We start from the raw sequence: 25,457 nt of genomic DNA on the forward strand, positions 1-25,457 counted from the left end.
ATTTTGCTATCTCAATGATTGGTCAGTCGTCTGTACCGTTTTACAGTAAACCGGTACAGGCCGAAAAACTGCCGCTCCAACAGGAATCATATTTCTCCCTGTACCTGGTCAATTATTGTGTTCTCCTCCTTGCTGCTGGGTTTCAAATAGGCAGCCAGAATATATGCCGCCAGAGAGAATCCCGCCCCCAAGGTGATACCGTCTGCGGGGATGATTCCGGTATAGGCAAGACCCCATCCGACCAGCCCGGCAATGATAGAAGCAAGGCCGGACAAAGCCGAGGGTCTCTTCCACGCAAAGCCCAGAAGAATCGGTACAGCCAGAGTCGCACCCATCAGATCCGCGCTCATGACCCAAAGGTCAAACATGGAGGGAGCGACAATCGCAAGGAACATTACGATCACTCCGCAAACCAGAGAACTTATTTTACTGGCCCGCAGATTTTCCTTTTCACTGGCCTGCGGCCGGATCCGATTATAAATATCCTTATGAAGGATCATAGAGCTGACCAGCAGCAGCGTATCGGCTCCGCCCATAATAACCGCCAGCAGCACCGAAAGGAACAGCGCTCCCACGATCGTATTGAACTGATCCATTACCATAAAGGGAAGAATGCTTTCCGGAGTCTCATAACCCGGATACAGAGAAAGGGCCGAGAACCCGATAATCATCATGATTCCCCCGCAGAGGACAAACAGCGCGATCAAAAACAGGATCATGGACTTGCGCAGGGTTTTCTGATCCTTTGCGGCATAACACTGCTGCCACATATCCGGCCAGGAGATAATTCCCAGCAAAAATACCAGCGCGGAAGAAATCGCAACGCCAGGAGTAAAATAACCGAAAAGCTGAAAATGCTCGGCAGGCGCCGAAGCAAAAACAGCGCTCAACCCACCCGCGTTGTTTACCAAGCAGAACGCCAGAATCACCAACCCGACCAATGTAATAGAGCCCTGTAACACATTGTTGCTGGCAACTGCCCATAATCCGCCGTAAGCAGTATGTAAAATGACAATGACCGCTGTAATCAGCAGGCTGGTTGCATAAGACAGATTCGTCAGCTTGACAAAGATGGAAGCCATCGCCATATATTGAAATGCAGTAATTGCCAGATAGCCGATCATGATAATCATCGAACAGAGGAACTGAGACCCTTTTCCGTAGCGATAACAGAACCAGTCCCCTACTGTTTCGCCGCCGTGCCGAAACCCGAACTCACTGATTTTGGGCGCCAGATACAGAATGTAGATCAAATAGCTCAGGGCAACACCGATCACAAACCAAAGCTGTGATAATCCCCTCTGGTAATACCAGCCCGTATATCCCACTACAGACGCCGCCCCTACCGCAGTGGATAACAAGGTGAAGAATACAAATAAAGTCCCGAATTGACGGCCGCCAACGGTATAATCCGTGTTGGTGACCGTATTTTTCTTTGCAGTATACAGCGGCAGCAGCAAAGTTACCAGCAAGTATACCACGACAATTGCGATTGCACCCCAATTCATTGTGATACCTCCTTAATCATTTACAGCGCTAAATCGGCTTATGACTCAATTATAATCACGCCTTTATTGTTTAGCGATATAAATGAAAACAATAAAAACCCCATTTCCCTGTAATCTGTCCACAATGGAATAACCCCCGCATCCGTATAGAAGTGCTGATAAAGCGGAAAGTGAAACCGCGCTTGACACGAAACACAACAACACCGGCCATGCCGCAGTGGATTCCCTTGCCTGCCCTGTTTATTTCAGGAAAATCTGGAAAAAATAACAACCGGTGATTGGAAATGAATTTATGGAAAAAACGAAAAGGGCAGGAAGAAGATTGCCCACCCAACGAGCAAAAACGACCGGGCGGCACAGAGCTGGCTTTCTCTTTGGAAGAAAATCTGGCGACCCTCCGCTCCATTTTCGAATCGGACGATATGATACAGTTCCGAATTCTGGAAAACAAATCGCAGAAAGCCATCCAGGGCTGCGTGATTTATGTGGAGGGAATGACCGACCATCAGATTCTGGATGAATATGTCATCGAACAGGTAATCAGCAGCGATGTTCCCCGTTACACACGCACCGACTATTTGGAAGAACTGCAAAAAAAGGCGCTCCTCGCCAGCAATCTGTGTCTTACCCAGGATCTTCAGAAAATCACAGACGCAGTGCTGGTGGGAAACGCTGTTTTGCTGTTGGACGGCTCCCCAAAGGCAATTATTATTTACTGCAAAAACCTGGAGAGCCGCGCCGTAGAAGAGGCCAGCTCCGAACAGGCGGTGCGGGGACCGCGGGACGGCTTTACCGAGCAGCTTTTGGTCAACCTGTCCCTGATCCGCAGAAGAGTTACCTCCGCCGATTTAAAATGCCAATACAAATATATTGGCAGGGTAACGAAAACAAAGGTCTGCATCTGCTACCTGAAAAACATTGCCTCCGATCAAATCGTAAAAGAACTGGAGCACCGTCTGAACGAACTGGATATCGACGGAATTGTAGATTCCGGATATATTCAGGAGATCATCAAGGATTCCCCCTTCTCTCCCTTTGACACAATCGGACATTCCGAACGCCCGGATTCCATTGTAGGCAAGCTGCTGGAGGGCCGGGTCGCGCTGGTCGTAGACGGGAGCCCCTTTGTCCTGACGGTCCCCTTTATCTTTCCGGAACTATTCCAGACGCCCGAGGACTACTATAACAATTTTATTTTTGCTTCCTTCAATCGGATGCTGCGTATTTTCGGCGCGGTTCTGGCACTGTTTGTCCCGGCTATTTATGTAAGTCTGACGAATTTTCATCAGGAATTGCTCCCGACGCCTTTGCTGCTCAGTATTGCGGCGGGACGCTACGACGTCCCCTTCCCCACTGTGATCGAGGCCTTTCTGATGCTGATCGTTTTCGAAATCCTGCGTGAGGCGGGCGCCAGAATGCCCACTGCAATCGGGCAGACCGTCAGCATCGTCGGAGCTCTTGTGCTGGGAGAGGCCGCAGTGGACGCGAAGTTTATCGCCCCTTCTATGATCATTATTGTGGCCCTGACGGGGATCTCTGCTTTGATGAACACAAAGGTGCAGGGCGCTATTTTGGTACTGCGTTTTGTCTTTTTGATCCTGGCGGCCTTTATGGGGATCTATGGTGTTATTTTCGGTGCACTGTGTCTTATCACACACCTGATGAGCATCCGTTCCTTTGGCATTCCTTATATGTTGAAGGAAGGCTCCATCCGATACACCGACATCAAAGATACCCTCATCCGTGCGCCGTGGTGGTATATGCGCCTGCGGCCCCAGTTGATCGCTTCCAAAAACAGAGTGCGTATGAGTCGGCACGCAAAGAAAGGAACGTAAGATGACCTCCATACGAAAAATCATTGCTTTGCTGCTCATTGTTCCGCTGCTCTCCAGCCTGTGCGGGTGTTGGAACTACCGGCTGCTGGAGGATCTGGGGATCGTGGCAGGGGTAGCGATCGACAAGGGCACCGATGATAAATTTGAACTCACGATGGAGATCGCAGACGCCAAAAGCGGCAAAGAACGAATGGTGGATTCCCACATTATCCACTCCTCCGGAAACACGATTTTCGACGCTGTTCGGGACGGCATCTCCATTATCGGGAAAAAATTATACTGGAGCCATACGCAAGTCATTGTCGTCAGCGAAGAGATTGCCCGGGACGAAATGATCAACGTAATGGATTGGCTGAACCGGGATTCAGAAACCCGCACCGATATTGAACTGTTTGTGGCAAAAGGAATGCCTGCAAAGGATATTTTCACAATAGATAATCCCAGCGGCAATATTATCTCTTTTACGTTGGAGTCAATGATCGAAAACGAGACGAGCTTGTCAAAGGCCAGAAAAACACAGACCTGGAAATTTGCCAATGACCTGATCTCTCCCGGCATTTCCCCGCAAACCCCCGCTGTGATGCTCTGGGACGACAGCAAAGAACAGACACCCATGGTAGAAGGGGCCGCGCTGTTTCATGATTCTGTTTTTGTCGGCTTTCTGGATGGAGCCGACACCAAGAATCTTCTTTTTGTGCAGGACCGAATCGAAGGGGGGCTTTTGACTTTTCCGCTCAACTATCAGGGGAAAAAGCTGTCCGTTTCCCTGGAAATCTTTGAGAACCAGACAAGATTTGAAACCAGCTGGACGAATTCGGTTCCGGAAATAAAGATCACGATGAAAACAATCGTAGCCCTTGACGAGCTGCAGGGCACGCCCGGTGAGATTGACGAGAAGCTGATTGCCGCCCTGGAAGAGGCCGCACAGGTGTATCTGAAAAATAATATCGAGGCTACGATTCGTCTGGTTCAAAACCAATACGACTGCGATACTTTCGGATTTGGAAATTATATTTATCGTACCGAATCTCAGAAATGGAAAAAAATAGAGGCTGACTGGGATACGATTTTTCCGAAGCTGAAAGTGACCGTAGTTCCAAAGGTCATGATTAAAAACAGCGCGACCCAGGAAAAAACGATTTTCGGGGGTGTCGGTTAGTGTTTGCTCTGGTTTTACTCGGGTATGCTTTCATTGTCCTGATCGACACCATTCCTGTTTATAAAGACGGGACTCGCAGAGAATTCTGGGTCTCCACCAGTCTTTTAGCTGTCTCTTTGATTGTGGCGGTTTTGTTCTCTCTGGGAGTCGATCTGCCCAGCCCGGCAGATCCCCTGAGACAGCTCATTACAAAAATCTATGGCTTGTAGCGCGAGGATGATATATGAATCAAGAACGCATCACAAACCATCAGCTGTTCAGTATGGTTGTACTGTTTGTTATCGGCAGCTCATTGATCGTCGGAGTGGCGGCGCAGGTTGAAATCGATAAATGGATTGCCATCCTGATTGCTTTGGCTGCTGCCGTGCCTACGCTAATGGTATATATCAAGCTGCTTTCCCTGTTCCCCGGAAAGAATCTGTTCGATATTTTATTCCTTGTTTTCGGAAAATGGGTAGGCCGGCTTTTCGTTTTGCTGTACACGTGGTACGCCTTCCACCTGGGCGCTATGGTGCTGCGCAATTTCGGTGAATTTGTCAATATGATGGCCATGCCGGAAACCCCTATGATCATGCCGATTCTGCTGATGGGGGTTTCCTGTATTTGGATCGTCAAGGAAGGAATCGAGGTTTTGGGCCGCAGCGCCTTCTTCCTGCTTCCCATTATCGTCGCCATCATTTTCATTGTGCAGCTGCTGTGCATTCCCCAGCTGAACCTGCAGTTTTTAACGCCGATTCTGGCGGACGGCTGGGAACCTGTATTGGAAGGCGCTTTCTCAACCTTTTCGTTCCCCTTTGCTGAAACTGTTCTATTTACCGCCGTCTTATGCTGTCCGGCAAATAAAAAAGCTCCCTACAAACCCTTTTTAGGCGGACTGATTGCAGGCGCATTCATTATTCTGACCGTCACCTTCCGAAATCTTATGGTTATGGGGGCCACCTTAAAGCAGAGCCCTTATTTTCCTTCCTATATTGCAGTGGGAAGAATCCGCATCGGCGATTTTTTACAGCGTATGGAAATCACGGTATCGATCGTCTTCGTGGTTGGGGCTTTTATTAAAATCAGCATTTGTCTGCTTGCCGCCAGTACCGGAGTCAAAAAGCTGGCCGGCCTGAATCATTTTCGCTCTGTCGTTATGCCGATCGGCATACTGATGATTCTGCTGGCGAACGGAATTTATAAAAACACCATAGAAATGGTAAAATGGGCCTTTGATATTTATTCTTACTATGCGCTGCCGTTTCAGCTGTTTATCCCTTTTGTATTGTTAGGAATCGCCCTGATTAGTAAGCATAAGGAAAAAAAGGCCAATGAGCAGCCTTCTTCTTAATGACAGAAAACAGCAGAAAGGCCACACAATCTGAATTTTTCCACAGACGAACCAACGCCTTAAAAGATTGATGCTTTTGCGGGGTGTCCGTCTTCTATATAATAAAAAGGATAGAAAGGGAGAAGGCTCTGCTTTTCTCCCTTAGCAGGCAATTATTCGTTTTCTGTCGCCCTTTCCCATGCAATGATTGTTCATAATTTTATTTTATAATGACCTTGTCCCTATTTGAATGGGAGATAGCACACTTTCATAAAATATAAAAGTAAATTATTCCGTAAATTATATAATTTGTTTGAGTTTTTTTGAGTTTATTTGTAGCTCTTATTTTATCATAAGAACTATATAGCGGCTAGCGGCACAACTTTTACACCGGCAGTATGATTCGGCCCAATTTTTGTCAAGCTATATAAAATTCAATAACATGCCATAGAAAAAGCCATATGCAAAGATCAAGTTTTTTGTATTAGACAAACATATCTCTTCCTGCTACAATAAGTAAGATTGTTTAAATTGTAATTTTGTTTCTTTGCCAGCTTTTGGTCTGAACGTTTGAAAGCATGGGATTCCAGCTTCCAGGAACTCTTCCAAAGTCATGGGACCGCGTTTTTCCCAAAGCTGAATCCAATGATAAAGTAGCAGAGTCAGTTATTCCTCATCGTGCCAGTTCTTTTGGCACTGTTCTCATGCCGATTGATTGAATTACTCATAAAAAGCGGCGTTGTTTCGTGAATAAACAACGGAACGCGCTGTGAAAATTGTGATACAAATGAAAGGAAGATTCTCATGAAATGTCTCATTATTGACGCTGTCCATAGCTCTATTTCGGAAGAGCTCGGCAAGTACATGCAGGTTGATACCCACATGCTCCCCTCCCAGCAGGAGCTGGCCAAACTGATTCCCGATTACGATGTGCTGGTCATGCGTGTTGACCCCGCCATCAACAAGGAAATTCTGGATGCAGCCAAGAACCTGAAGGTGATCGGCGTTTGCTCCGTCGGTCTGAACCACGTTGACCTGGAGACCGCCAAGGCAAAGGGCATTCAGGTGTTCAACGCACCCGGCCTGAACGCCAACGCCGTAGCAGAGCTGACCCTCTCTAAGATGCTGGATATCGCCCGCCACACCATTCCCGCCGACGCCGACGTTAAGGTAAATAAAAACTGGGACAAATATAAGTTTGTCGGCAGCGAGCTGAGAGGCAAGACACTGGGTATTCTGGGCTTTGGCCGCATCGGCCGCCGCGTAGGCGAGCTGGGCCGCGCTTTCCTGATGAACGTAGTGGCTTACGATCCCTTCCTGAAGCCCGAGGACTTTGAGAAAGAGAACGCCAAGGGCATGGATATTGATGAACTGCTGAAGGTTTCCGACTATATTTCCATTCACATCCCGCTGACCCCCGACACCAAGAATCTGTTCAACGCTGAGTCGATTGCCAAGATGAAGTCTGACGCTGTCGTGCTGAACATGAGCCGTGGCGGCATTGTCAACGAGCAGGATATGTATGAGGCTCTGAAGGCCAACAAAATCGGCGGCTATGCCACCGACGTAATGGAAAATGAGCTGGCAGCCGGCGGTCTGGGCGAGGGTGCTTCCTTTGATTCCCCCCTGTTCGAGTGCGATAACTTTATCGTTACTCCTCATCTGGGCGCTCAGAGCTTGGATGCTTCCCGCGACATCGGTGTATTCATTACCGCGAAGCTGAAAGAAGCTTTGAACCTGAACTAATCAGTGTAATCACTGAATTTATAGTATTTCAAAAAAGGCCGCCCATAAAAGGGCGGCCTTTTTTCCTGATTATGATTCGCTTTAGCCGTCAGCCCACAGAAACACTGGATTTCTGCGGACTGACGGCTATCGCTTTTCTTACTGAAAACAGAAAAGGACAGCAAACGATCTACCTGAGCAGCGGGCCTGCTTCTACCAAGCCGATTCCCGCAGCGCCGGGGCCGGAATGCGCCCCTACGACAACCCCCAGATCGCTCCTGTAGATTTGTCCGGAAAAGGACGCCGCTTTTCTCAGATAATCGATGGCGTAATCGGCATCCTCGGAAAATTCCGCGTTCTGAACGGTGACAATCAATTGGCTCCAATCGGAAATACGCGAAATCGCAATATCCATCATCGTTTTCAGGGAATTTTTTCTGCCGATCACGGCCTTCACCGGGCGGACGGCGCCATTGATAAATTCACACACCGGCTTGATCTGGGCCAGCTTCCCCAAAAAGGCGGTCGCTCCCCCGATCCTTCCTCCGGCTTCCATATATTTCAGATTGTTCACGACAAACAGCGTGGTAATGCTGCCCACCGCCTGATTCACCCTGCTGACAATCTCCCGAAAATCTTTACCGCTTTCTATCATTTTGGCAATTGCGATTTCCAAGGAGGCCTGTCCGCAGGCACAGGTGTTCGAATCGATCACCTCAACCTGCACGTCTTCATGCTGTTCGATGAAAACATTCTTCGCCAGAGAAGCCGTTTGAAAGCTGGAGGAAAGCTTGGAGGATATGGTTGTCACAATAAAATCTTTGGCACCCCGGATATACCGTTCCTCCAGCGCGGCCAGCCAATCATTCACATTGGGCGCAGCGGTCTGGGGAACATCCTCAGGGTTCTTTTCCATATGCTCATAAAACTCGCGCGCACTGTAATCGACATTCTCGCAGTAGTAATCTGTATTTTGAAATTTAAAGTAAAACGGCACCTCTTTCATCTGATGCTGCTCTACAACCTCCCTCGGCAGCCCGCCAGAGGAATCCGCAATAAAACATATTTCTTTACTCATGTTATCCTTCCCATCCATTCATCCGGTTTTGATTTGCCGGGCCGCACCCGCTCAGCATAATACCACATCTCTTTCAGCTGATTGGCTGAAAAAGCATCAGGTAATATGTACCGGAACACCGTTGACCTCAACGCCGTCTTCCGCACGAATCATAATATATTTTACACCGTTGATGACACGCGTTTCCACCAGATGATCCGTGCTTCCGTTCACCTGAATCTTTATGTTCGGCGCAGTTACCACCAGCTGGTTTGTTTCTACCAGATTCTTTGGGCTCAGATTGGTTTCGGGGCCAAACTGCTCGTCAAACTGCTTTTCAAAGCTTTCAATATGCTCTTTAGAGACTCCATGAGTCTCAAGAATCCGCGCGACGTGGCCTTTAGAGACAGTCAGCGGGATTTCTTCCTTATTGGCCTTGTGCTCCTCAATCAGATTTTTCAGCTGTTCCTGCACGGCGCATACGGTGTCAAAGTCGCATTCGCGCTCAAGCGATTCGCATAAAATGCTCTGAAATGTCTCTTTCTGTTCCGCGGCAGGCATGGGAACATTGCAGTGAAACATGGTGTCGACAAATTGAGCATAGGTTTCGGAGCTGTCCTGAACATAATAAAGCGTACTGTAAATATTGGCGCTCCGGTCGTCGAATGCCGGGAATAAAAATCCGAGCTTTGGCGGGGAAACAGCCCAATCCGTTTTGCAGTTGCGGAACGTGTTTTCATTTACATAATATCCAAGCACCGGTTTGGTCAGCTTCACGGGACAAATACTGCACAAAATATAAGAATATACCTCGGTGGAATTGTCGTCCTGTGTTTGTCCATCTTTGGAGCGAAACGGAACGTCATAAGTATCATGGGTCAAAAGAATGAGATAATTCTCATCCAGTGCAATAGAAGCAATCACATTTTGAAAAAAGCGGTGTATGACGTCCTCATCTTTCAGAGAAGAGTCTTTCAGCGCCATCAACAAGCGGTGTTCTTCACTGTCGACCACCTGCTGCGTGGAAAACTCCATATTGATCAGGTTCTTGTTCAGAGTACCCGAAAGTGTTTTTTTCAGGATAGAGATAAAATTTTCCGCCTCCTCCTGAGGCATCAATGCGACGGACTGATTAAATTCAGAGATAATTTCGCCCTTGGTGTTCACGTAGCATCCGCGTATGCTCCGAATATTATTTTTTTCTGTCCGAAAGCGGCGGCGGATTTCTGAAACTTCTTTTTCATTCATGATAAACCCTCACAAATTCTTTTGCTGTAATTCATTTTGCAATCGAATCCTGCGAAACCTTTGCGGCTTTCCGTTAACAGAAAGCCTCTTGGTTATAACAGTTTTTACTTTTTCTCGTAATCAATACCATACCATATTTTTTTCCAGTTTTGCAACCTTTTTACCAGATTAACAAGCCATTTTTTGCCAGGGTCTATTTCGGAAGAAGAAAAGTTGTATTTCTACGGGCAATTACTACTGTTCTTTCGTATATTTTACTTCGCCTAACCACCAGTGATGAATGACTCTGACGAAGAACGCGGACGAGTGCAGTGACAGAGACATTAAAACAGCGCTTCCGATTCGCCGGCAAAGCGGCAGATCGGAAGCGCCTGATTTGTTATGGATCGATCGGATTTGCTGTGCTCGCCGGCGTTTATCCCCAGAAAGCGCGGAGATCGTGATCGTACGGATAATGCCCGTGCGGGCCTTTTCGGGACATGAAATGCTCATGCAGCTTGCGCATGCGGTTAAACCCATCATGGTCGCACATGCCCCGGAGCCTTGCGACCCATTCTTCGTTTCGATCGAAGTCGGAATCCTCTTCTGAGCCGGCCTTTTTCTGAAGCTCGTCGATCATACGGGCCAGAAAGCCGCTCAGAACAGTTTTTTCATCGTCGCTCAGAACGCCCCACACATCGCTTAAGCTCTGGCATTCAGCCACTTCTTTCAAACCGGGTTCCGTCAGTTCCACGGCCTTGTCATCAGAGCCATCAATGGACTTTAGAGCGATATACCCCTTTTGCTCGAGTCCCAGCAGTAGTTCTTCCCCCGCGGGCATACGGCGGCTCAGCATTTCGATCAGCTCTTTCATTGTCATTTCCGGGTGCGCCTTGATCAGCGCCAGCAGTCTTTTGCGCCAGCCATCCGGTCCGCTCGCCTGAAAGCTGCGGAGCCGTTCTTTGAGAAGCAGGCGGGTAACGCGGGAAAATTGTTCATTCAAAGCAAAATCCTTGTCATTCATGGTATCAATCCTCCTGATATATTTTTGGCTTGGTTTGATTGGAATCCTGATGATGGATTGGGTCAGCTCTGCTCACTTGTTCTTTTCGCTTCTGGCGAAGAAAAGGGTACCGATCATCAGGCATACCACCGTAATCGCAATAATGGCGACGAGCGTGACAGCGGGGTTGAACAGCACCACGCTGTCATATTCCGGCGTTCCGGCATAAACCACGGCGCGCACAAGATCCAGACAGTAGGTCATCGGCATCAGACGGCTGATGACAAACAGCACGCCGCTGGAATTGTTGATGGGGATAATCGCGCCGGACAGGAACATCTGCGGCATGGTGATCAGCATGACCGCCAGATTGGCCATCTTGTTGCTCTTGATCAGCCCAATCACAATCATGGCGAGCGCGCCCGCCGACAGACACATGAGCGGCGACAGTGCGAGAACGGCCAGAATCTGTGAGACGGGCAGCGTGATGCCCATGACAAGCCCCACCACCAGAGTACCGATCAGGCTGACAATCGCCCCAAAACTCGAACCGATAATTTTCCCAATCACGATGGAATATCGGGAAACGGGCGAAATCATCATCTCCTGGGTAAAGTCGGTGAAGTGGTCCTCCACCAGCGAAGAAATGCCGGACGTTGTCGACATAAACAGCATGTTGACGAGCATGCCCACCAGCATGAATTTGCCATAATTAAAGCCAAGCCCGGCCGCCATGTTCTGCGCAAGGCTGCCGCCCAGCATCCCCATCATCAGAAGCGGCATGGCCAAACTCATAATGATCATGCCCGGCGACTTAAAGAACAACGTGATGTCCCTTGCCGCGATGGTAGCCACGGCGTTGAGTTCCTTCATGGCCCTCGATTTGATTTTCGGCTGCTGCAATACCAGCTCGCTCATGCCGCCCCACCTCCCGTTCTCATCAGATATTCCACATAGGCGTCCTCGAGCGACGGCTCCTGAATCTTCAGCACCGTAAGCTTTGTCTCAAGCCGCGCAATGATATCCTGCGCAGTTCTGTCCTGATAAGGAACGATGATGTGGCCGTCAACGTGATAGCTCAGGCCCATATTCGTAATTTCACGGATCAACCCATCCTTATCCTGCGCGTCCACGACGAGTTCCTGTTTGAGAAGGCTCGACTTCATTTCGTCCGGCGAACCGGTGATCGCGATTTCCCCGTGGTTGATGATGCAGACCTTATCGACATTCTCCGCCTCGTCGATGTAATGGGTCGTCAGAAAAACCGTCGTGCCGTTCTGCTTGCGCACGTTGTCGATGTACTCCCAGAGGCTGCGCCGGCTCACTGCGTCAAGCCCCTGCGTCGGCTCGTCAAGAAACAGGATTTTCGGCGTGTGGATCAGGCTGCGGATAATTTCCAGCTTGCGCTGCATTCCGCCCGAAAGCTTCTTAATCGGCTGAAACAGCGCGTGCTCGATGCCGACGATCTCGGCAAGCTCCATGACGCGATTCCGGTATTCGGCAGGCATCATTTTGAAAGTGGGCCGATAGCCGTACATGCCGTAAAGACAGGCGTGAAAGCGGATGTTTTCCTCCGCAGAGAGCTGAGGATCAAGACTGGGCTGCTGAAAGATGATTCCCACTTTGTCCCTTACATGCTGCGCATCCTTTTCCACATCGTACCCCGCGATCGTCACGCTGCCGGATGTTTTGGACAGCGTGGTCGTCAGGATGGAGATCGTCGTCGTTTTGCCCGCACCGTTGGGGCCGAGAAACGCGAAAAATTCTCCCTCGTTCACATGAAAGCTCACGCCTTTTACCGAAGGCTCTTTTGCTTTTTCATATTGTTTCACAAGCTCGTTTACCGTGATGATAGAACTCATACCATTCCCTCCATTGAACACGCGAGAGATGATATGTTGGATCTATCGGCTTCTTTTGCCGAGAACTCCCGAATCATGCGGCCGATCGCACGGCACACCAATACGATGATCGAGAACATAAAAAACACCTCCGTTTGATTTATGACCTCATTCTACAGTCATAAATTAAACGGAGGATAAATCGAACTTAAACGCAATGTAAACGAGACAATTTTATTTTTTCAAAGGCAGCGTTACAGTAAAGGTGCTCCCCTCGCCTGCCTGACTTTCCACTGTCACTGTGCCGCCGTGAAGCTCCACGATTTTTTTCACGAGCGATAATCCAAGCCCGCTGCCGCCCTGGGCGCGGTCACGAGCTTTATCGGCTTTGTAGAAGCGCTCAAAAATGTGCATTCTATCTTCTTCGGAAATGCCGGAGCCGGTGTCGGAGATTTGGCAAACCACGCTCTCCCCGCCGTCTGTCAGCACGATATTGATTTCGCCCTGCTCGGGTGTAAATTTGATCGCGTTATGGATCAGGTTGATCCACACCTGTGTGAGCAGGCCCTCATCGCCGCTGTAAGTGATTTTTCCGAGGGACAGAGAAAGATCGATGTTCTTTTCCGCCCACTGAGGTTCGAGCATCAGGACAGCGTTTTGAATCTGCTTATCGAGCGAAAACGATGTGATGGTAAGAGGCTGATCGTTGCTCTCGAGCGACGACAGCTTGAGGAGGTTGTCGCTGAGTTTGGAAAGACGCCCGGCTTCGGTTTCGATCACATCAATATAGTGTGCGCGCTGATCGGCAGTCAGTCTGTCGTTTTTCAGAAGCGCCGCAAACCCGCGGATTGAAGTCAGCGGAGACTGTATTTCGTGAGATACGTTCGAAATAAAATCCTGCCGCAGCTTTTCCATTGAACCGAGTTCCCGCGCCATTTTATTGACGCTTTTGGCAATCTCAGCGAGAGGATTGTGCTCATCCACCGGGATCAGCACGTTAAAATCCCCGTGCGCGATGCGGTTCAGGGCTTCAATGGTACTGTCCAAATATCTGTTCCGTTTATCCCAATGGCGGTCTTTGTGGTGCCGCCTTGTATGCACTGCCGCCAAAATTCTTGCTCCAAGCGAGAAAACGCACAGACCGAGCAGCCCCGTGATGACGTGCGTCCAAACTGCAGCGGGGCGGCCGGTAAAGCGATAAATCAATTCCGACAGCCCAAATCCCGCGGCAAAACAGACCGCCAATAGAAGGAACCCCAGCAGCGTGCCCCGAATCCATCTTGATCTGTACCTTCGATTGTCTTCCCGTCTCATTTTTACACCTCTAACCGATAGCCAAGTCCGCGGACAGTTGTGATTTTAAACTGGTACCTCTCTGCGGGAAAACGCTCGCGCAGGCGATTGATATGCACGTCCAGGGTCCGCTCGTTTCCCTCGAAATCGTAGCCCCACACATCCTCGATGAGCTGCTCGCGCGTAAAGGTTTTTCCGGGGGAAGAACCCAGCTTGAAAAGCAGCTCAAATTCCTTCATGGGGATGTCGCTTTGCTCTCCGCCACAGAACACGGAGTAACTGTTTTTATCCAGCGTCAGCGCACCGATCTGGACAGTCTGCGAAGCGGCGATTTTATAGCGTCTGAGCAGCGCCTTAACGCGCAGGACAAGCTCTGCGCCTTCAAACGGTTTTGTCAGGTAATCGTCTGTTCCAAGCTCGAACCCTTTCACCTTCTGGCTGATCTCGCCCTTCGCCGTCAGCATCAGGATCGGCAAATCCTCATAGTACCGGCGCGCATAACCGCAAAACTCGAAACCGTCTATTTCGGGCATCATCAAATCCAGCACACAGAGGTCGATTTTCGTTTCACTCAGCTTTTGCAGCGCTTCCCGCCCATTCCGGGCTTCCTGTACCGAGAAGCCTTCATTATGCAGTAAGGTGCTCACGAGCTCCCGTATATATGGATCATCATCAATGACTAAAATGGCGGCCATGAATGCGCCTCCTCTCCGGCTTTCTATTGTTTATAGTATACCAACAATGTAAACGCAGAGTAAACCCGGGCGTTCCATCGACTTTAAAAATATTTACTTGAATCGGCCAGAGGAAGCACAGTGTAAAACTCGACATGCAGGCGGGAAAAGATACAAAGTACCATTTGTCAGACTGGTCAAATTTTAATCTACGCCCCTCATACGAGGGGCGGCCAACAACGCCCGCAACGTCAACTCCGATGGCACGCTATTTCAATCCACGTCCCTCGCATGAGGGACGACCCCCGCGCTGCGGGGCCTTGACAAGACGGCAGTTATTTCAATCCACGTCCCTCGCATGAGGGACGACGGAGATTGCCCCGGTGCTTCTCCATATCCGGTTTATTTCAATCCACGTCCCTCGCATGAGGGACGACATTACGCAATTAAATTCAAGCTTGCCGCCACTCGATTTCAATCCACGTCCCTCGCATGAGGGACGACTTTTTCAGCTTTTCTGCCTGCCACGCGGGCCAGCTATTTCAATCCACGTCCCTCGCATGAGGGACGACAGTGCCTGGCACTCAATGTCAGGAGCCTCGCTCATTTCAATCCACGTCCCTCGCATGAGGGACGACATACTTTAGTCGGGCAATCAAGACAAATGCAACACATTTCAATCCACGTCCCTCGCATGAGGGACGACTTTGATGGAGCATTATAGGTTTTTCCGGAAAATATTTCAATCCACGTCCCTCGCATGAGGGACGACTTTGATGGAGCATTATAGGTTTTTCCGGAAAATATTTCAATCCACGTCCCTCGCATGAGGGACGACGCGCTCAAGGGTTTCGGCGCTCACGATTTCCTGCATTTCAATCCACGTCCCTCGCATGAGGGACGACAATGATACTGTTTTGACCGGGTTTGACGTCCTGATTTCAATCCACGTCCCTCGCATGAGGGACGACAATGATACTGTTTTGACCGGGTTTGACGTCCTGATTTCAATCCACGTCCCTCGCATGAGGGACGACTCAGCAGCGTAAAGGATCTGTTCCTCAATATCTGATTTCAATCCACGTCCCTCGCATGAGGGACGACTTGGACGCTCACGCTTCGCGAGGGTGCAACCACGATTTCAATCCACGTCCCTCGCATGAGGGACGACCATACACAGCGGCCTTACGTTTATGGTAACGGTAATTTCAATCCACGTCCCTCGCATGAGGGACGACGGAGCAGTTGCACCCGTGGTGGAAGTGCTTGCTTGTATTTCAATCCACGTCCCTCGCATGAGGGACGACGCGGGGCCCCGCGCCGTAAACGGCGCACCCCATCCATTTCAATCCACGTCCCTCGCATGAGGGACGACAAGACTATTCCCACCGCCGACGGTATGGGTGTAATTTCAATCCACGTCCCTCGCATGAGGGACGACTGGAGTACGGTATTCACTGGTTGCAGGGGCTTGACATTTCAATCCACGTCCCTCGCATGAGGGACGACTGTAAAAAACACGCCAACCGGTGACTACCCCAGTATTTCAATCCACGTCCCTCGCATGAGGGACGACGACCGCGTGGAGCAAAGCGATTTTCTAACAGGCAGATTTCAATCCACGTCCCTCGCATGAGGGACGACCGCGTCAGGTTGGAAAGCGGGATCACGCGTACCGATTTCAATCCACGTCCCTCGCATGAGGGACGACACATCATTAGGTACTCGCACCTGCCGACAATGCGATTTCAATCCACGTCCCTCGCATGAGGGACGACCGGTATCATCGGTACGGCTGGCACAGACCAGTGAATTTCAATCCACGTCCCTCGCATGAGGGACGACGGGAGGTGATAAAATGCCGCAAATGTCGAAACGAATTTCAATCCACGTCCCTCGCATGAGGGACGACTCTCTAAAGATGTATTATATAACCACAGGGTAAAATTTCAATCCACGTCCCTCGCATGAGGGACGACGGTACAGGGGCCGACACGCAAGATAAAGGCGTTGGATTTCAATCCACGTCCCTCGCATGAGGGACGACGGCTTAAATAAAACACCTGCAACAAAAATCAGAAATTTCAATCCACGTCCCTCGCATGAGGGACGACTAATAGGTGCAATAGCAATCTCCTTTTTTCGTGATTTCAATCCACGTCCCTCGCATGAGGGACGACAAGAATGTTCCCCAATCCCAATCTGTGTCTGATCATTTCAATCCACGTCCCTCGCATGAGGGACGACCCGCTGGTTTGGATATTCCTCCGGCATTAAACGATTTCAATCCACGTCCCTCGCATGAGGGACGACCTGGTTTCGGGGTCAAACAGGGCCTTAGTAACCAATTTCAATCCACGTCCCTCGCATGAGGGACGACTGCGTTTTCCGGCAAAGCAGCTACGTCTAATGTAATTTCAATCCACGTCCCTCGCATGAGGGACGACTTTTAAAAAAATTGGATGGGGTCGCTGGTGATAGCATTTCAATCCACGTCCCTCGCATGAGGGACGACGACAAATATTCACACATTATTACTGTTTTATACGATTTCAATCCACGTCCCTCGCATGAGGGACGACGACCAAAACAAGGTCTTTTGTTGATGATTCTGCTATTTCAATCCACGTCCCTCGCATGAGGGACGACTGAAATCGACGAAAACCTGATCCGCCACAACCTATTTCAATCCACGTCCCTCGCATGAGGGACGACCTATGGGCGACAAACAATGCTGGCTTTGCGGAGCATTTCAATCCACGTCCCTCGCATGAGGGACGACCAGATGATCCGGCTGATTAAAACCACATGGGGCGGAATTTCAATCCACGTCCCTCGCATGAGGGACGACTTTCAGAGGTGGAACAGATGACGAAACAATTGATTTCAATCCACGTCCCTCGCATGAGGGACGACCCCTCAATCTGGCGGCGCCGCTCTTGGTACAGCGCTTATTTCAATCCACGTCCCTCGCATGAGGGACGACGGCCAGACCGATATGCTCCAACAATTTATAGTGCCATTTCAATCCACGTCCCTCGCATGAGGGACGACATGCGACTTTTCAAGCGATAGTTTTTATAGCAAAATTTCAATCCACGTCCCTCGCATGAGGGACGACCTCGCGCGCGTATTTGCGCTTTTCGGGATCGCAGCATTTCAATCCACGTCCCTCGCATGAGGGACGACTGGGAGTGATAAGGCCGGCGGAGGCGGAGAGGAGATTTCAATCCACGTCCCTCGCATGAGGGACGACATTGCTCCTGCATGGACATACGGCGCAGCTTGATATTTCAATCCACGTCCCTCGCATGAGGGACGACCTCTATCGGCTCAAAAAAGATCAGAGCAATGGGCATTTCAATCCACGTCCCTCGCATGAGGGACGACTTCCGGCACTGGCTCGGCGTTATAACACCACAACGATTTCAATCCACGTCCCTCGCATGAGGGACGACAGGCGGAGCAAAGAGCCCGCGAAAACAATCCTGATATTTCAATCCACGTCCCTCGCATGAGGGACGACTTCGTTTGCTTGTGAATCCGCTCGCTACGGTAGATTTCAATCCACGTCCCTCGCATGAGGGACGACAGTTGCCGCCACAGGTTTGAGACAAATTCAGATAAATTTCAATCCACGTCCCTCGCATGAGGGACGACATCTTCGGATAATTATCTTTCTTTGTCAATGATATTTCAATCCACGTCCCTCGCATGAGGGACGACGGATTGTTCCGGTCAGTTTTATCATTGCGACTATGATTTCAATCCACGTCCCTCGCATGAGGGACGACATATGTGGGAGCAAATTAACTATACACGGCCCGATTTCAATCCACGTCCCTCGCATGAGGGACGACTTAGCTATGGTGATTATGCGTTTTATATTGCGTCCATTTCAATCCACGTCCCTCGCATGAGGGACGACTGGTTTGCGCAGTTACCCGGAAAAGTTGCGGCACAAATTTCAATCCACGTCCCTCGCATGAGGGACGACGCCTATGTACACCGATCTGTACCCGAAATTTACAATTTCAATCCACGTCCCTCGCATGAGGGACGACTAAATTCAAACCGTACCACAACCTGCGGCTGCGATTTCAATCCACGTCCCTCGCATGAGGGACGACTTGACATTAGATTGTGTGCATATGATAATGGATATTTCAATCCACGTCCCTCGCATGAGGGACGACAGGAGGCACAGTTATGTCAAAACAAATTCGTGTGATTTCAATCCACGTCCCTCGCATGAGGGACGACTGCCGACGGAGCCTGATAACAGGAGTATCGCTTTTATTTCAATCCACGTCCCTCGCATGAGGGACGACTCCGAAATAGCCTGTGCAACCTTGTTTACGACGTATATTTCAATCCACGTCCCTCGCATGAGGGACGACTTAATATAAATTTCTGTGCTCCGGGTGATAATTCAATTTCAATCCACGTCCCTCGCATGAGGGACGACGGGGTTTCATTTTGCCGTTTGCGTCATATGCCTGATTTCAATCCACGTCCCTCGCATGAGGGACGACCAAAAGGCATATTGCTGGGCATTGCACAAGAGCAATTTCAATCCACGTCCCTCGCATGAGGGACGACGCAACCTGCGTCAACACAATAGTTTGCCGCACAATTTCAATCCACGTCCCTCGCATGAGGGACGACTATACATACCCGGAGCAGTTCGGGCATTGGCGAATTTCAATCCACGTCCCTCGCATGAGGGACGACATATATAAAATCAGCAGTCAGGCCGACATTAGTATTTCAATCCACGTCCCTCGCATGAGGGACGACTTGATATCAGGGTGCAGAGCTATGCCGGGGAGCATTTCAATCCACGTCCCTCGCATGAGGGACGACTCTGCCATCATAACAATCACCACTTCCAAAAGCTATTTCAATCCACGTCCCTCGCATGAGGGACGACTGCGCTTATGCAGCCTGTAAAACTGCGGCAACAAATTTCAATCCACGTCCCTCGCATGAGGGACGACTATATATAAAATCAGCAGTCAGGCCGACATTAGTATTTCAATCCACGTCCCTCGCATGAGGGACGACCTGTATGATACTACACAAATCGTGTAGGCGAATTAATTTCAATCCACGTCCCTCGCATGAGGGACGACCGATCTTCCGTGGGTACATTGACCAAAATTTTTCATTTCAATCCACGTCCCTCGCATGAGGGACGACTGCAAAACAAACAAATTGAGCGAAATGATCTTGATTAAAGCTTAGTAATCATTTACATCAAAAAGAAAATAAATCGCAGATTAGCAAAGCTTCTCACTATAAATTGATCCAATTTCATGCGCGAATCCCCCGCGGATTTGATGTACGCTTGCGATTCGCGTTAAAATGTCATCAGATCTTCCGGGTTGTATGTTTGTTTCGCTCCGTAATGTTCAATACGGTTTTTATAATTGTTTCCCAGATGATAAATACGCAGGCTGTCTTTCTTTTCGTCCATAACAGTAAGCAGTTGGCTTTTCACAATACATAATTCCGCAGGGGACAGAAGGCATTCGAACACAGAATTTTGCACGCGCTGCCCGTAATTCACGCAAATCTTTGCAACCTTGCGAAGCCGCTTGCTGCCTTTTGCATCCTCGGTATTCACATCGTAGGTAATCAGGACAAGCATCGTCTACCTCCAGACAAACGGTGGGTACTCATCGATATCGCCGCGGATATATTTGGCCAGCAGCATCGCCTGCACATACGGCAGCAATCCCCACTCTACCTTCTCCTGTAAAAACGGATGGACGATTTCTTCCTTCTTTTTCTGCTGCCACAGGGATAAAAACTTTTTTCGCCCGTCCTCCGTCAGCAGGATGCCGCCGCTTTCTTTTTCCACGAAATCCCTGCCGCAAATGCTCTTTTTGTTGATGCTGGTCAGCACGAAGCGGTCGGCAAAGGGGGCACGGAATTCTTCCAGCAAATCTAACGCAAGGGAACATCTGCCCGGCCTTTCGGTGTGATAGACACCGGCATACGCATCAAGTCCGACGGCCTCCAGCGCGCTGACACACATAGAGGTCAGCAGGCTATAAGAGAAAGAAAGCATTGCGTTGACATTGTCCATCGGTGGGCGGCGTGAGCGTCCCTGATAGAAAAAATCCTCTTTTTGCTGCAGAATCATCGCATCGAAAACAGAGAAATAAAGGCTGGCGCACTCCCCCTCCAGACCGCGGAGCGTATCGGCACCAGGGGCTCGGTAAGCATTCACCTTTCCGTTTTGAAGGGCCGCGCCGATCTGCGCAAATTTTTCGGTATCGATCCGCAGGGCATGGTCGCGCACGGCGCGGCTGAGAACCGCGCCGCAATTCGCGAGCTTTGCGGAGATGATATTCTTTGCGATGGCCAGCGAGCGCTCCGGATCGTCACAAACCCGATACTGCTCGCGGCGCAGAAGGATGTTCCCATACGATTTCCCGGTCACCTTGGCCAGAAATCTTCCGCTTGGCTTTAGAAAGACGAGGGATTTATTCATCTCGGCACATTTGCCCATCAGCGCCGGGCTGGCGCCGACATACCCAAAGGCCATGATGCCGTCGATCATATGCAGCGGCAGACGGCCCAGAGTATTACCGTCGCTTTGCACCACAACATTTTCACCGTCCAGGGCAAGGTAGGCGTTTTCCGTTGTGATGTACAGCGTATTCAAAAGCTTTTTCATTGACCCGCCTCCCCGGTCCCAAGAGTGTTGTCCAGATATTCCTGAACGGATTTGATCCTGCACAGCTTCGGCAGGCAAAGATTTTTCAGCGAGCAGGCATTGCAGCTTTTTGTCAATTTTCCCTTGGGCACATACCCGCGCTGAAAATAGCCATGCATTTCGGCAAACATAGCCCGGACCCGCTCCTTACATTCTTCGGTGATTTCCACACGCTGCCTGCGTTTCGTTTTCCCATAGAAAATGGCTCCGGCGGGAATTTGGCAGCTGAGCATCTCTTCCAGGCAAATGGCCTGCGCTGCCAGCTGAAGGATATCGATGTCACCGTCTTTCGGCTCCCCGTGCTTATATTCCACCGGATAAACGGTGTAAAGCCCGGTTCGGCCGTGCAGCGGGATTCCATTGGAGGACACCCGGAACTCGACAATATCGCATTCGCCGCTGGCGCCAAGGCTGCGGGAGAAAACCGGCATCCCGCGCGACAAAAAGACGTCTTTTCTGCTTTCGGAGGAATAGCTGTCGTGGCAGTTCGCGTGCAGCAAATCTCCCTCTACCGTGCGAAGATTTTCTTCCCAAAGCTGTTCGATATGGATCAGCGCCCATTGACGACGGCAGAACGCAAAATGCTGAATTCCCGACAGCATCAGAAAATCTTCTTCCTCGTATCCGGTCATATCCCGTCGATGATGTCTGGCGCAAGGCCGTCCAGAGGCAGGAGCGTGATCTCATAATCTTCCGCGCTCTTGGGGGAAGCGACCCCTTCCTTCAGCGAAACCTGCACCGAATCATGTACTTTTGCGGAGGAATACTGGCCGATCTTGTTGCTATGCTGCCACCAGTAAAGCCGAAGAACCTCCATGCTGCCGTCCGGCCTTGCGGAAGAGCTGTCATTGATAAAAAGCGTACGCAGGCATTCCTTGATGATGTCCGCATCCTCCTGCGTAAATCCTGTTTTTTCCGCAAGCTGTACATTGATCGCACCCTTGATCTGATACAGCCCGAACTCCACCATATGCTTCGAACCCATGGTATCGGAGCTCTTTTTGCCGTCTTCGGTCGGCTCGCTGTTCACGCTTTTGGTAATCTGCATACTGTTGATATCCACCGGAGAAACGCTGACTGCCTGACGGATCGAAACCGGGCCGCGAACGCCGACCGAAACGCCGTCCTTGTCCTTCTCCTTGCTTCTTTTATACGCAAACACCTGTCCGAAGGCCCTCACGTCGAACCATTTGGCGCACGCCTGCGCGGCATAGTCCTCCTTAGAGGAATACGAGGTAATGGTCTGGCCGGCCCGCTCGCTCAGGCTGCCATACCCGTCGTCGCGGCGTTCATCCGACTGGACGAAAATGCTTTCTCCCATATCTTGCAGCCGGTTGCGGATTTTTCGTTTGATGCAGACATCGGAGATTTCCCCGTTTCCGGTATAGGTCGTGCGCGGGCGGTTGCCGTTCAGCGGGTCGCCATTGGGGTTTGCGTTTGTCACGGAAATGAGCGCCACAAAATCGATTTTGTTTTCAAGCACTTTCATCATACTTCCTCCTTATTGTTGCCTTTGTCTTTATTTTTGGATTTCCTGAATTCCGCCCGCTGCAGATAATAGCCGATCAAATACAATTCGCCGAGAGGGCGGTTCAGCTGCTCCGGATTGGATTCCGAGATTTTTTCTGTGATCTCCGAAATCAAATCCTTATAGAAACATCTGGAGCCGGGGGTCATTCGATGAAAATAGGGATTCAATTGATCCTCAAGTATTTGCCAGGTGCTCATGGGGTGGTTGACAAACGCGCTTTGTAAACGGATCGCGTTGGTATCGCGCGTTTCCTCCTGTGCGAACGTGCTGTGCTCCGCCTGCTCCAGCACGGCCAGCAAGCGCCCAAACAGATAGCTTCGGTCGGTGTTTTCATAATCAATCGCCATGTTGATACGCTCTCCTTTTTCTCTGTCAGAATAATATTTCACAACCAGCGCACAGGTTGTGGAAAGAATCCGCTCGCGGTTACCGGTGGAATAAGCCTGCGGCGTCGACGCGCGGCGAACCGCTGCCTCCATAATATCCCTCGGCAGCGGCTGCCTGTCCAGCATACAGTGCAGAATCCGCTGGGACTGCTCTTTCATCAGCTTGTCGCCGGCTTCCAGAAAGGCCCCCTGCTCCGTACCGAACGCGCACCGTACAATCTGTTTGTTCGGCGGTGTCCGCACGGTGGTATAAGGCTTTTTGTCGTTGGTAAAGCGCGTAAAGTACCAGCGGCAGGTGCCGTACCAATCGAACAGCCGGTCGTAAAAGTCGGAGCCCTTCAGTTCGTTGTAATAGGTGACCGAAAGGCGCCCGGTCGTCGCGGCGTCCAGACCAATAACCACAATTTCATCGTTGTTGTCCAGCTGATTGCGGTAGCCTTCTAAGGTTTGAAGCAGGCGCTTTTTGTATTCCGCTTCGGTATAGGCGCGCGGCTCGTCGTCGTCCTCAAGTCCAAGCGGGTCTTCCAGATCGACTACCTTTTTCCCGTTCGGGTTCCAGCAGATATAGGTGCGTTTGTCCTGCGTGCCCGCCGTCACTCCCTGACGGGCGGCAAGCCAGGTCAGGGCACTGTGCGCTTTCTGGGTCGCCACGTACCCGACCGTGCACGCCTGCGCGGAAGTGGAAAACCGCCCGCGATACGTAAAATTGGTCTTGTCATTTGAGGAAATCAGCTTTGCGCCATAGTTGGCAGCCACGATCCCTTTTGGGTGATTGACAGAAATCGTGTCGGCTTCGCCGGTGACATAGCAAAGATCCTTTTCACCCGACTGAGAAGCAGCGTAATACTGGATGTAGCTGTCGAAAAGCGATTCGTCCTGCCACACGGCGTCCGGCTGGGTGCCGATGACCCGGAACCGCACCAGCGCTTTTTCATAGACACTTCCGCTCACTTTTTTATTCAGGAACTTCCCGTCCTCGACCTCCAGAAGCCCCGACAGGATCAAATCGCGCGTCATCCGCCGTTTTGCGGCGTACTCATAAACAGCCCGCACCTTTGGGTGAGAAAAAGGCGATTCCGCCCAGTCTTTCAGTGCGGCAAGGTATTTTTCAAACTTTTCCTCCGCTTTTTTCGCTTCTTTGGGGGAAGAAAGATATTCCCAAAAATCCCCTGCAACATAAGGTAGCATATCACACAGCGCATGAGGGGCAATTACATTTGCACGCGACGCGGAGCTTTCCGTTACCGGAATGATCGTTTTTGCGTTTTCCTTTTCCACCGTACAGGTGCCGCAAAATTCGCTGTCCGGATTCACCCATACTTCGATCTGCGCGTTCGCCGTCATGTGGGCCACCAGAGAAAGCGGCACGCCCTCCGTCGCTTTCCCGGCCATTTGAGCGTTCGCTTCATAGGTCTGGTACAGCGTGTTCATCCATGCCATTTAAATCACCTCGGATTCTATCGGCGCAAAATTGTTTTTCTCCGCCCCAAACGGCTTGATCTCCATTTCCCGAACCGGGCGGTGAAGGCATTCCTGCGGCGGAAGAAAATCGATGACCCCCTGCTTCATCACCGCGCGCCACAGCCGCACGGTCAGCATTCCTTTCGTTTCCTCGGAATACGCCTCGTCGGCATAGGTGATCCCATGGTACATCATTCCAAAATTGAGCTGCGGCGTATTGTCATAAAAGCCTGTCCCCGCGCCGAAGATACAGGGGCGCACATCGGCCTGGCATTCGCGCGTGCCCAAAAAAATATCACGCCGGCCGCCGCGCTCGATCATGCGCTTCGCGATGTTGTGGTGCTTGTTTTCGTTGCGGTCGCCCAGAAGCTCCGGCCGGTTTTCATTCCAGATAAAATGCGCCCTCACCTGATAGCGGCAATCCTTTAAATAGGTGTAATACGATAAATCGTTGCCGGTTTCATTGGGGCCGTGCTGGTACTTGATCGGCCGGATTCCCTTGGTCTCAGTCTGAATCTGGTTCATGACCCGCACGGAATCGATCACCCAAATCAGTGTTGGCTTCCAGAACACGCTCTGTAAAACGCCTTTCAGCGCCTCGTAGGTAGGCACTTGATAGGTGAATTTTTCGCCCCCCACGCGGGTGATGGGGTCGGAAAACAGGGCGTAATCCCCAAAGACTTCAAACTCGACGATGTTTTTATGCTGCACTCGAATTCCC

The 25,457-nt window shown here is 50.5% G+C and carries 18 protein-coding genes and 1 CRISPR repeat array; of the genes, 4 read left to right on the forward strand and 14 right to left on the reverse strand.

Features of this window, described 5'->3' with window-relative positions:
- Positions 1-86 precede the first annotated feature (86 nt).
- Positions 87-1,508 carry a sodium:solute symporter family protein gene (locus tag TY09_RS05345; RefSeq protein ID WP_009062336.1) on the reverse strand — a complete coding sequence of 474 codons (1,422 nt, stop codon included), beginning with the start codon at positions 1,506-1,508 and terminating at the stop codon, positions 87-89.
- 284 nt (positions 1,509-1,792) lie between these two features.
- Between TY09_RS05345 and TY09_RS05350 the strand changes: the two genes are divergently transcribed.
- The 4 genes from TY09_RS05350 (at position 1,793) to TY09_RS05370 (ending at position 7,557) form a co-directional block, all read left to right on the forward strand.
- Positions 1,793-3,343, forward strand: a complete 1,551-nt coding sequence (locus TY09_RS05350) for a spore germination protein (RefSeq protein WP_042431749.1) — start codon at positions 1,793-1,795, stop codon at positions 3,341-3,343.
- Between the two features lies 1 nt (position 3,344).
- Positions 3,345-4,502 carry a Ger(x)C family spore germination protein gene (locus TY09_RS05355; RefSeq protein WP_009062373.1) on the forward strand — a complete coding sequence of 386 codons (1,158 nt, stop codon included), beginning with the start codon at positions 3,345-3,347 and terminating at the stop codon, positions 4,500-4,502.
- A 223-nt stretch (positions 4,503-4,725) separates the two neighbouring features.
- Positions 4,726-5,832: a GerAB/ArcD/ProY family transporter gene (locus tag TY09_RS05365; protein ID WP_042431751.1), complete on the forward strand. Its 1,107-nt coding sequence runs from the start codon at positions 4,726-4,728 to the stop codon at positions 5,830-5,832.
- Between the two features lie 783 nt (positions 5,833-6,615).
- The gene (locus tag TY09_RS05370) at positions 6,616-7,557 is read left to right on the forward strand and encodes a D-2-hydroxyacid dehydrogenase (RefSeq protein WP_009062290.1); all 942 of its coding nucleotides are present in this window, start codon (positions 6,616-6,618) and stop codon (positions 7,555-7,557) included.
- A gap of 169 nt (positions 7,558-7,726) precedes the next feature.
- Here TY09_RS05370 and TY09_RS05375 read toward each other — a convergent pair whose 3' ends face one another.
- The 13 genes from TY09_RS05375 to cas5c form a co-directional block, all read right to left on the reverse strand.
- A complete protein-coding gene (locus tag TY09_RS05375; RefSeq protein WP_009062315.1) occupies positions 7,727-8,614 on the reverse strand; it encodes a DegV family protein in 888 nt (295 codons plus the stop codon).
- Positions 8,615-8,710: 96 nt separating this feature from the next.
- Positions 8,711-9,841, reverse strand: a complete 1,131-nt coding sequence (locus TY09_RS05380; protein ID WP_009062298.1) for a DUF4317 domain-containing protein — start codon at positions 9,839-9,841, stop codon at positions 8,711-8,713.
- Positions 9,842-10,256: 415 nt separating this feature from the next.
- The gene (locus tag TY09_RS05385; protein WP_042431753.1) at positions 10,257-10,844 is read right to left on the reverse strand and encodes a MarR family winged helix-turn-helix transcriptional regulator; all 588 of its coding nucleotides are present in this window, start codon (positions 10,842-10,844) and stop codon (positions 10,257-10,259) included.
- A gap of 72 nt (positions 10,845-10,916) precedes the next feature.
- Complete coding sequence (locus tag TY09_RS05390; protein WP_042431755.1) at positions 10,917-11,741, reverse strand: ABC transporter permease; 825 nt, start codon at positions 11,739-11,741, stop codon at positions 10,917-10,919.
- On the reverse strand, positions 11,738-12,685 hold the full coding sequence (locus TY09_RS05395) for an ABC transporter ATP-binding protein (RefSeq protein ID WP_042431757.1): 948 nt from the start codon (positions 12,683-12,685) through the stop codon (positions 11,738-11,740). Before TY09_RS05395 ends, TY09_RS05390 begins: the two co-directional genes overlap by 4 nt.
- 213 nt (positions 12,686-12,898) lie before the next feature.
- Entirely contained in the window at positions 12,899-13,978 is a 1,080-nt protein-coding gene (locus TY09_RS05400; protein ID WP_042431759.1) for a sensor histidine kinase, read from the reverse strand.
- 2 nt (positions 13,979-13,980) lie between these two features.
- Positions 13,981-14,652, reverse strand: coding sequence for a response regulator transcription factor (locus TY09_RS05405; RefSeq protein ID WP_042431762.1), 672 nt, complete (start codon positions 14,650-14,652; stop codon positions 13,981-13,983).
- Between the two features lie 249 nt (positions 14,653-14,901).
- A CRISPR array of direct repeats spans positions 14,902-19,833; the repeat unit is 33 nt; unit sequence ATTTCAATCCACGTCCCTCGCATGAGGGACGAC.
- 160 nt (positions 19,834-19,993) lie between these two features.
- On the reverse strand, positions 19,994-20,284 hold the full coding sequence (cas2, locus tag TY09_RS05410; protein ID WP_009062317.1) for a CRISPR-associated endonuclease Cas2: 291 nt from the start codon (positions 20,282-20,284) through the stop codon (positions 19,994-19,996).
- Between the two features lie 3 nt (positions 20,285-20,287).
- Positions 20,288-21,319, reverse strand: coding sequence for a type I-C CRISPR-associated endonuclease Cas1c (gene cas1c, locus TY09_RS05415; protein ID WP_042431764.1), 1,032 nt, complete (start codon positions 21,317-21,319; stop codon positions 20,288-20,290).
- Positions 21,316-21,990 (reverse strand): CRISPR-associated protein Cas4, encoded by a 675-nt coding sequence (gene cas4 / locus TY09_RS05420; protein ID WP_042431766.1) that lies wholly within the window; start codon positions 21,988-21,990, stop codon positions 21,316-21,318. The genes cas1c and cas4 overlap by 4 nt, the downstream gene beginning before the upstream one ends.
- Positions 21,987-22,847 (reverse strand): type I-C CRISPR-associated protein Cas7/Csd2, encoded by an 861-nt coding sequence (gene cas7c, locus TY09_RS05425; RefSeq protein WP_042431768.1) that lies wholly within the window; start codon positions 22,845-22,847, stop codon positions 21,987-21,989. The genes cas4 and cas7c overlap by 4 nt, the downstream gene beginning before the upstream one ends.
- On the reverse strand, positions 22,847-24,715 hold the full coding sequence (gene cas8c / locus TY09_RS05430) for a type I-C CRISPR-associated protein Cas8c/Csd1 (protein WP_042431769.1): 1,869 nt from the start codon (positions 24,713-24,715) through the stop codon (positions 22,847-22,849). Before cas8c ends, cas7c begins: the two co-directional genes overlap by 1 nt.
- Complete coding sequence (gene cas5c / locus TY09_RS05435; protein ID WP_042431771.1) at positions 24,716-25,447, reverse strand: type I-C CRISPR-associated protein Cas5c; 732 nt, start codon at positions 25,445-25,447, stop codon at positions 24,716-24,718.
- Between the last annotated feature and the right edge of the window lie 10 nt (positions 25,448-25,457).

The sequence above is a fragment of the Faecalispora jeddahensis genome (assembly GCF_000577335.1).
GTDB classification, from domain to species: Bacteria; Bacillota; Clostridia; order Oscillospirales; family Acutalibacteraceae; genus Faecalispora; species Faecalispora jeddahensis.